Origin of the sequence: Ralstonia sp. 22111, assembly GCF_052045895.1 — a bacterium.
Lineage (GTDB): Bacteria > Pseudomonadota > Gammaproteobacteria > Burkholderiales > Burkholderiaceae > Ralstonia > Ralstonia wenshanensis.
The window spans coordinates 1-5,676 of the sequence record NZ_JBQEPR010000018.1 but is presented as its reverse complement, the minus strand read 5'-3'; the positions used below and the strand labels follow the sequence as shown (position 1 = coordinate 5,676).

Genomic DNA, 5,676 nt, shown 5'->3' with positions numbered 1-5,676 from the left:
CGGCTCGTATGCGCCGAAGTATACCGGGACGCCAATCCCGTGTGCCGGTGTTTCCGGCGACCGGCCGAGTATACGGCGGGTGGGGGGAGGGTGCAATGCTCTGTGACAGTGGTACGCAAATGCGCTGTCTGCGCCCATGGCGCCTTATACATCGCCGAAATTCCGCGACCGGATAGAGAAAACGGCTCAATGGCGTTGGAGCTTGCCGGGGCTATGTTCAACAACGTAGACGTCGGAGCGCCAGATGACCCCCAAGAAGGAACACTACGTGGCGATGGCCGCTTTGCTCCTGGCAATGGGGGCGAGTGGTCTTCTCGGCTACGTCACGCAGTCTCGGTTCTTTATTCTGCCGGCGCTCATTGCTGGGATCGCCTATGCAGTGTGGAACCTTACGTTCGCATGCCGTAAATGCGGCACGCCGTATCTCTACGAGTCCAAGGGGATTTTTGTTGCTCCCACGATCTTCCCGAAGCTATGCAGGAAATGCGGGTGGCCGACCAATCAGAGGTATGACCCCAAGGATTAGCTCTCCAAAGGGGGCGCCTTACCACCTTTCCAGAAGAGCTCTGTTTGCCGCGATCGGTCAACGAGGCCGATAGAGCGCAGCGTCGGTGAGTTCATACGTCGGCATAGGCCCCTTACGGATCAAAGCCGGAACCAGCTGATCGCGCGGTTTTACGTATGCGAAAGCTCGGGTCACATCGTTAGTGCGCTCGCATTGCACGGGCGTGACTTCAATCTCTCTACGTCGATAGCCGATTGTGCTAGTTACCGTTTCTCGGCCCGAAGCTGCCGTCCAGTATCCGTATCGCCACGCCCCAATCAACTCCATAGTCGCGTGCGAGTATGCGCATGCCCGATACCGTGACCTTGTATGGACGTTGGGCAGCAATATCAGTGGGTCCAAATGCCAGCGAGCGCAGAGCCGCTGATTCTCTAATGAACGCTGCCCCCAGAATTTTTGAGAGATTGGTTCTACTCAGATTTAGCGGAGAACGGCCTTCACGCTCATGTACGAGCTCAATATAGAAACATTGATGCGCGCAAAACACCCCCCGCGCATCTCGACATGCATCGGCGAGCGCTTGCTCCAGTTCGGCACAGATGCGCGCTTCACCAACTTTCTCTGTCAGCGGATAGATTCCATGCGTCAAGAGCTCTGCATGGTCTGTAGGCAGCATGTCGTCATTGATTTCTGAGGGCGTACGAAAGACACATTCTTCGCCCCGCAGGACACGCGTCAGGCCTCCAGCTTGTATTGCGTTCAGCACGTCGCTTGCTAAGGGATTCATTGGTGCGCCACGATGCTCGGATTGACGGTGGGAGACGGCAACTGATTCGTTTCCATTTCAGGAAACCCCGCTCCGCCCGTGGTTTTGAAAGTATATCGGTATGTGCCGCGCGAGATTTGACGCAAGCTGGACAATGACCGCTCCGGGCCAAAACCGACGTCCACGTCTGTGGCAGGATAAGGGTTGAAGCGACATCAACTCAGAGGCGCTCACACTTTGACTGAATCGTTTGCATAGAGATGCTAACCAATGAAGCTCAACGTTGAAGGAAAAGCCAGCCTCAGTAATCCGACGGCGGCACAGATAGCTAGGGCGATTCGGTCGCTCAAAAGCTACGGGCGGTCGTCCTACGCCTCTTTGACGAATGAGTCGGGAAGCTTCGTACAGGTCGCCGGTGGCGGGGTAAGTTGTATGGTCGAACTGTTCGACTTGCCAACAAAGGTTCACTCTAGGGCGTTCCATGACAAGCCCAGCACCGTCCGCCCTGATGGAACGATCCTGGTCTTTGGAGGAGGCAACCTTCCGATGCGCTCCGACGAGTGGTTCATCGCGAACCAAGTCGCCGAAATTTTTCTCGCATTCCGCGTCAACGACCCGTTTCCGAGCTACGTCAGCTGGCGCCCGGCGCCGGCGCTCTGACCATCAATGCAACCGACTGCTTCCGGCCAGTAACGGTCGTTCGGCAATCTAATGTAAGTCTCCGACAATTGGACCGGTTGGGCGAGGGCACATGACGAATGAAATCGTAGTCCGCAGGTCGAAATGGGCTTGGGCCAAGCTGCTCATGGGAAGTGCGGTGATGACAGCGATGTTCATCCTGCTTTTTTTCATCCAGTCCCTGCCGTTCAGCATCCGCCTGTCGGCCTGCGTGTTTGGCATCCTGTTGTGCATCCTTCTTGTGGGGGCGGTTGTCAGGCTGGCAAGTGGGCTCCCAGCCTGCATCATTCGCGACAACGGAATCTTGGTGCCACGTTTTGGCTTCTCACGGCAGTTGTCTGAGATACCGTGGGCGATGGTGCAAAGCGCGGATCTGGTTGACATTGCTCCCGCTCGCGCGCCTATTGGGCAAGCGGGTGCGTTCGGTCAGCCCGTGGTGCGCTTGAATCTGACGAGGCGATTCACCTTTGGAAAGCGCTACATGATGTTGATAGGGGAGGCAAACATTCCTCCCGGAGAAATCTACGCCCAAATATTGAAAAGACTGTCGGGTGGAAATCTGCCACCCTATCCGGGCAATAGCGATACAGAGCCATGAACGGAACAGAACCGCTTCCTTACTTTCGGTACCATCCTGCCCCCCTTGCCACGGGGGCTGTCGCTGCTAGTGAAAGGATTTGTGCGTGCTGCAATCAGGCGCGCGGCTATATCTATGTAGGACCGGTCTATTCAGTCAACGATTTGCACGACGCGTTGTGCCCGTGGTGCATCGCCGATGGTTCCGCAGCGAGCAAGCTGGACGCATCTTTCGCAGACTCGCACCCTTTGGCGCGTGCGGGTGTGCGGGCCGAAGTTATGGAAGAGGTAAATCTTCGAACCCCGGGCTATATCTCATGGCAACAGGAGTGGTGGCTTTCACACTGTGGTGACGCTTGTGAGTTTCATGGCGATGCCACTATCCAGGACGTCGAGTCAGCATCCGATAGCACCAAACAAGCTTGGCTGCTTGAGTACAAACAGGACGAGGCGGGGTGGAGATGGGTCACGGAGGGCTACCAACCGGGTGGTGACTCCGCTCTGTACAAATTCGTCTGTAGGCACTGCCGGCAAGTGTTATTTGCTTGGGACTTGTGCTGACCAGAATTGAATAAATGCCTGGGCACCCCCTTACGGCCATGAGCCGCCATTGACATATCGGCGACATGTCATGCAGTCGACTATCAAATTGCGCGAGACCTCTATCGTGAATTTTCCGCCTGTACTGAATTTGTCAAAGGTCGGCGAATATCCTGCCGGGGCCAAGGCCGGCGGTGGATTCGTTTGGGACGCCGTCCTTGAATATCGGGTGTGGTGTCATCCGGAACGTGGTGCGCCAGACGAGGCGGATGGGTCGGATTACTACTACGCTTTCGGTAGTTATGAAGACGCGGAAGCGTTTTTTCGCACAAGCGTCGGCGCGGAAGAGCCGCTGGCCCTCGTTCTGCAACGAGAATATATCGACGAGCCCGAACCTGGAAAGTACGTACATGTTCGTGAGGAGCGCATCACCGAGTGGCCGGTCGCCTTTCTACGGAGACCGAAGCGTGACCCACACACTATTCCTGCTTTCCTTGCGGAGGATGCCCCTGCGAACCGCCTCGATATCATTCGCGGCCTTGCCCCGAGAAGCGGCCGTACTGGATAGCCTCTGGGTGCTGGAGCTGTAACCATCCGCGCTAGTCGAACTGCCTCATAGTCGGCGCGAATGGTTGTTTCGTAGAAGTTTGACTGGCCACTACCGGCCACAACCGGCCATTGATGATTGGTCGCGATAGCGGACGTCCCAGGCGATTTCCCGGCGTCCATCTAATAACTGTTAGCACTCAGTTTCCATTAGAAAAATGGCTCGCTTGCTATTCAAATTGAATTGCGGCACGATGCCCGCCAGATAGAAATTTCCCCACTTCAAAATTCTTCTGCGCCCCAAAGTGATGCCATCGAATCCGAGCGCTTGTCCTCATTGCGGTGAATCTATTCATTACTTTCGCCGCCTCCTCATGCCTGCTCGCATTTGCTGCCCCGCATGCGGCGGCCTATGTTTCGTGAAAATTCCGAGAAGATTTTTAATTGGCGTCACGACACTTTTGATTGCTATTGTTATATTGCTCGCATGGGCCGCGCGCTACAATCATATGGTTTTATTTTCAGCGCTATTTGTTTTATTTTTTTCTGTATGCTTTATTAGTCAGTCCACCGGGAAGCTAATCCCTCGGAAAGCCGTAACTATTTCCACAACGACTCAGGGATTTCGCGGCGCGTGGAGCCTGGGCTTCAAAATAGCCGTAACAATTTTAGTCATCCTCACTGGATTGCTTATCTTCAGTGCAAGATAATGCGCAAAATAGCTCGACGGCAAAATCTGCCCAACAATCCACTTAGGCGAACCTGCCGAACACCCACCTCAGCTTCCTCCGCCGCTTGGGTGTGGCAGTCCACTTACCTAGTTTCTGACTGTCCGCTTTCCATTGCGGCTAGTGCCGCTGCGAGTCGACAGCAACCGGTGGATAGCGAAACCTCCATCGTCCGTTTCCGGCCAGTAGCGGACGCTCGGCGCCCCGATATGAGTCATGGGAGGTGAACGTGACCAACCCAAAAAGGCGCCAGGTAGCGAAGCGCCAGGCCCACAACCACGGCAATGGAATAGCCGAGCGCACCTGCCTGAAGATGTACTGCGACAAGAACGCAGCCAAGCATCGAGAAGAAAATCTGCCAAAGCCGTGGGAATCGAAACAACTTTGGCTCAATTTCTGGCGCGCCGATTGCACCCAGAAAGAATCCGGCGGAGCCGAGAAAGAGCACGTTTCGAAGGGCGTATCCGTACACCAGCCCCCCAAACAGAATGAAGATATTTGCGAACCCAAACGTCAACAACGAGACGAGTATCGCGAAGTGCTTCCAGCCTGCCATATCACCTAAGGCTCCATGTTTGAGTACTGCACCCCACTTCGCAAGTGTGGCATCCGCCACGGTCCGATGCTACGGTGAAGCCGATCGCGCGCGTCTCGGCCGCACTCTCCCACACAGCGCTGCATTGAGGCTTCAGGAGGAGGTCTAGTGTCAACTCACGTTTTGGCTTCCGCCATCAAGTGGCTCGTTTGGGTCGTGGGCATGGCTTTGGTGATGGGCTGGGTATCTCGCAGCCGCTCCCGTGCGCGCCCGCCATATCAAGCAGGCGTTCTCGTTCAACCAACTTCAATCCTTATTATCGGGGTTGTGTCTGCCGTCTTCTTTTTTGGCCTTGCGGTCGTCTCCATTACAGTAGGAAAGAACAGCACAAGCACTCTCGGAACGACGCTGCTCTTTTGCGCATTTGCCATCGCTTCGATGCCCTTGATTTTGGGCTTCTACTTGAGCCGCCACCGTGTTTCCCACTCCGGCATGGACTACGGGGAAATGTTCGGGGCGCGCCGCACCTTTGCTTGGTCTGAAGTGAGGACCGTGCGCTACTCGCGAGACATGGGGTGGTTCAAACTTGAGCTCGGCTCCGGATATGTCGCGCGCATTTCGACCATGTTGATGGGCCTGCCCGAGTTTGCCCGCCTGGTGCTCGTACACGTCCCGCGCGAAAGGTGCTCAGATGAAGCATATGCGCTTCTTCAAGGCGCGCGTGGCGGCAAGCTCCCGAACCTAATCGGCGGCGGGGGGCGGCGTGCTTAGGCTTAAGCGGTCAATCGAAACGGACACCTTA

At 55.8% G+C, this 5,676-nt stretch carries 8 protein-coding genes; 7 read left to right on the top strand and 1 reads right to left on the bottom strand.

Annotated features, from left to right (window positions below; genetic code table 11):
- Positions 1-244: 244 nt before the first annotated feature.
- A complete protein-coding gene (locus ACTJK4_RS25060; protein WP_440819216.1) occupies positions 245-526 on the top strand; it encodes a hypothetical protein in 282 nt (93 codons plus the stop codon).
- A gap of 238 nt (positions 527-764) precedes the next feature.
- On the opposite strand, the gene ACTJK4_RS25055 is transcribed toward ACTJK4_RS25060, so the two are convergent.
- Complete coding sequence (locus ACTJK4_RS25055; protein ID WP_440819215.1) at positions 765-1,292, bottom strand: hypothetical protein; 528 nt, start codon at positions 1,290-1,292, stop codon at positions 765-767.
- 249 nt (positions 1,293-1,541) lie between these two features.
- Between ACTJK4_RS25055 and ACTJK4_RS25050 the strand changes: the two genes are divergently transcribed.
- From ACTJK4_RS25050 to ACTJK4_RS25025, 6 genes are all read left to right on the top strand, one after another.
- Positions 1,542-1,931, top strand: a complete 390-nt coding sequence (locus tag ACTJK4_RS25050; RefSeq protein WP_440819214.1) for a hypothetical protein — start codon at positions 1,542-1,544, stop codon at positions 1,929-1,931.
- Between the two features lie 91 nt (positions 1,932-2,022).
- Positions 2,023-2,547, top strand: a complete 525-nt coding sequence (locus tag ACTJK4_RS25045; RefSeq protein ID WP_440819213.1) for a hypothetical protein — start codon at positions 2,023-2,025, stop codon at positions 2,545-2,547.
- The gene (locus ACTJK4_RS25040) at positions 2,544-3,086 is read left to right on the top strand and encodes a CbrC family protein (protein ID WP_440819212.1); all 543 of its coding nucleotides are present in this window, start codon (positions 2,544-2,546) and stop codon (positions 3,084-3,086) included. Before ACTJK4_RS25045 ends, ACTJK4_RS25040 begins: the two co-directional genes overlap by 4 nt.
- Before the next feature lie 70 nt (positions 3,087-3,156).
- Positions 3,157-3,633 carry a GCN5 family acetyltransferase gene (locus ACTJK4_RS25035; protein WP_440819211.1) on the top strand — a complete coding sequence of 159 codons (477 nt, stop codon included), beginning with the start codon at positions 3,157-3,159 and terminating at the stop codon, positions 3,631-3,633.
- A 929-nt stretch (positions 3,634-4,562) separates the two neighbouring features.
- Positions 4,563-4,904 carry a hypothetical protein gene (locus ACTJK4_RS25030; RefSeq protein WP_440818049.1) on the top strand — a complete coding sequence of 114 codons (342 nt, stop codon included), beginning with the start codon at positions 4,563-4,565 and terminating at the stop codon, positions 4,902-4,904.
- Between the two features lie 192 nt (positions 4,905-5,096).
- A complete protein-coding gene (locus ACTJK4_RS25025) occupies positions 5,097-5,645 on the top strand; it encodes a hypothetical protein (RefSeq protein WP_440818050.1) in 549 nt (182 codons plus the stop codon).
- The last annotated feature ends 31 nt before the right edge of the window (positions 5,646-5,676 follow it).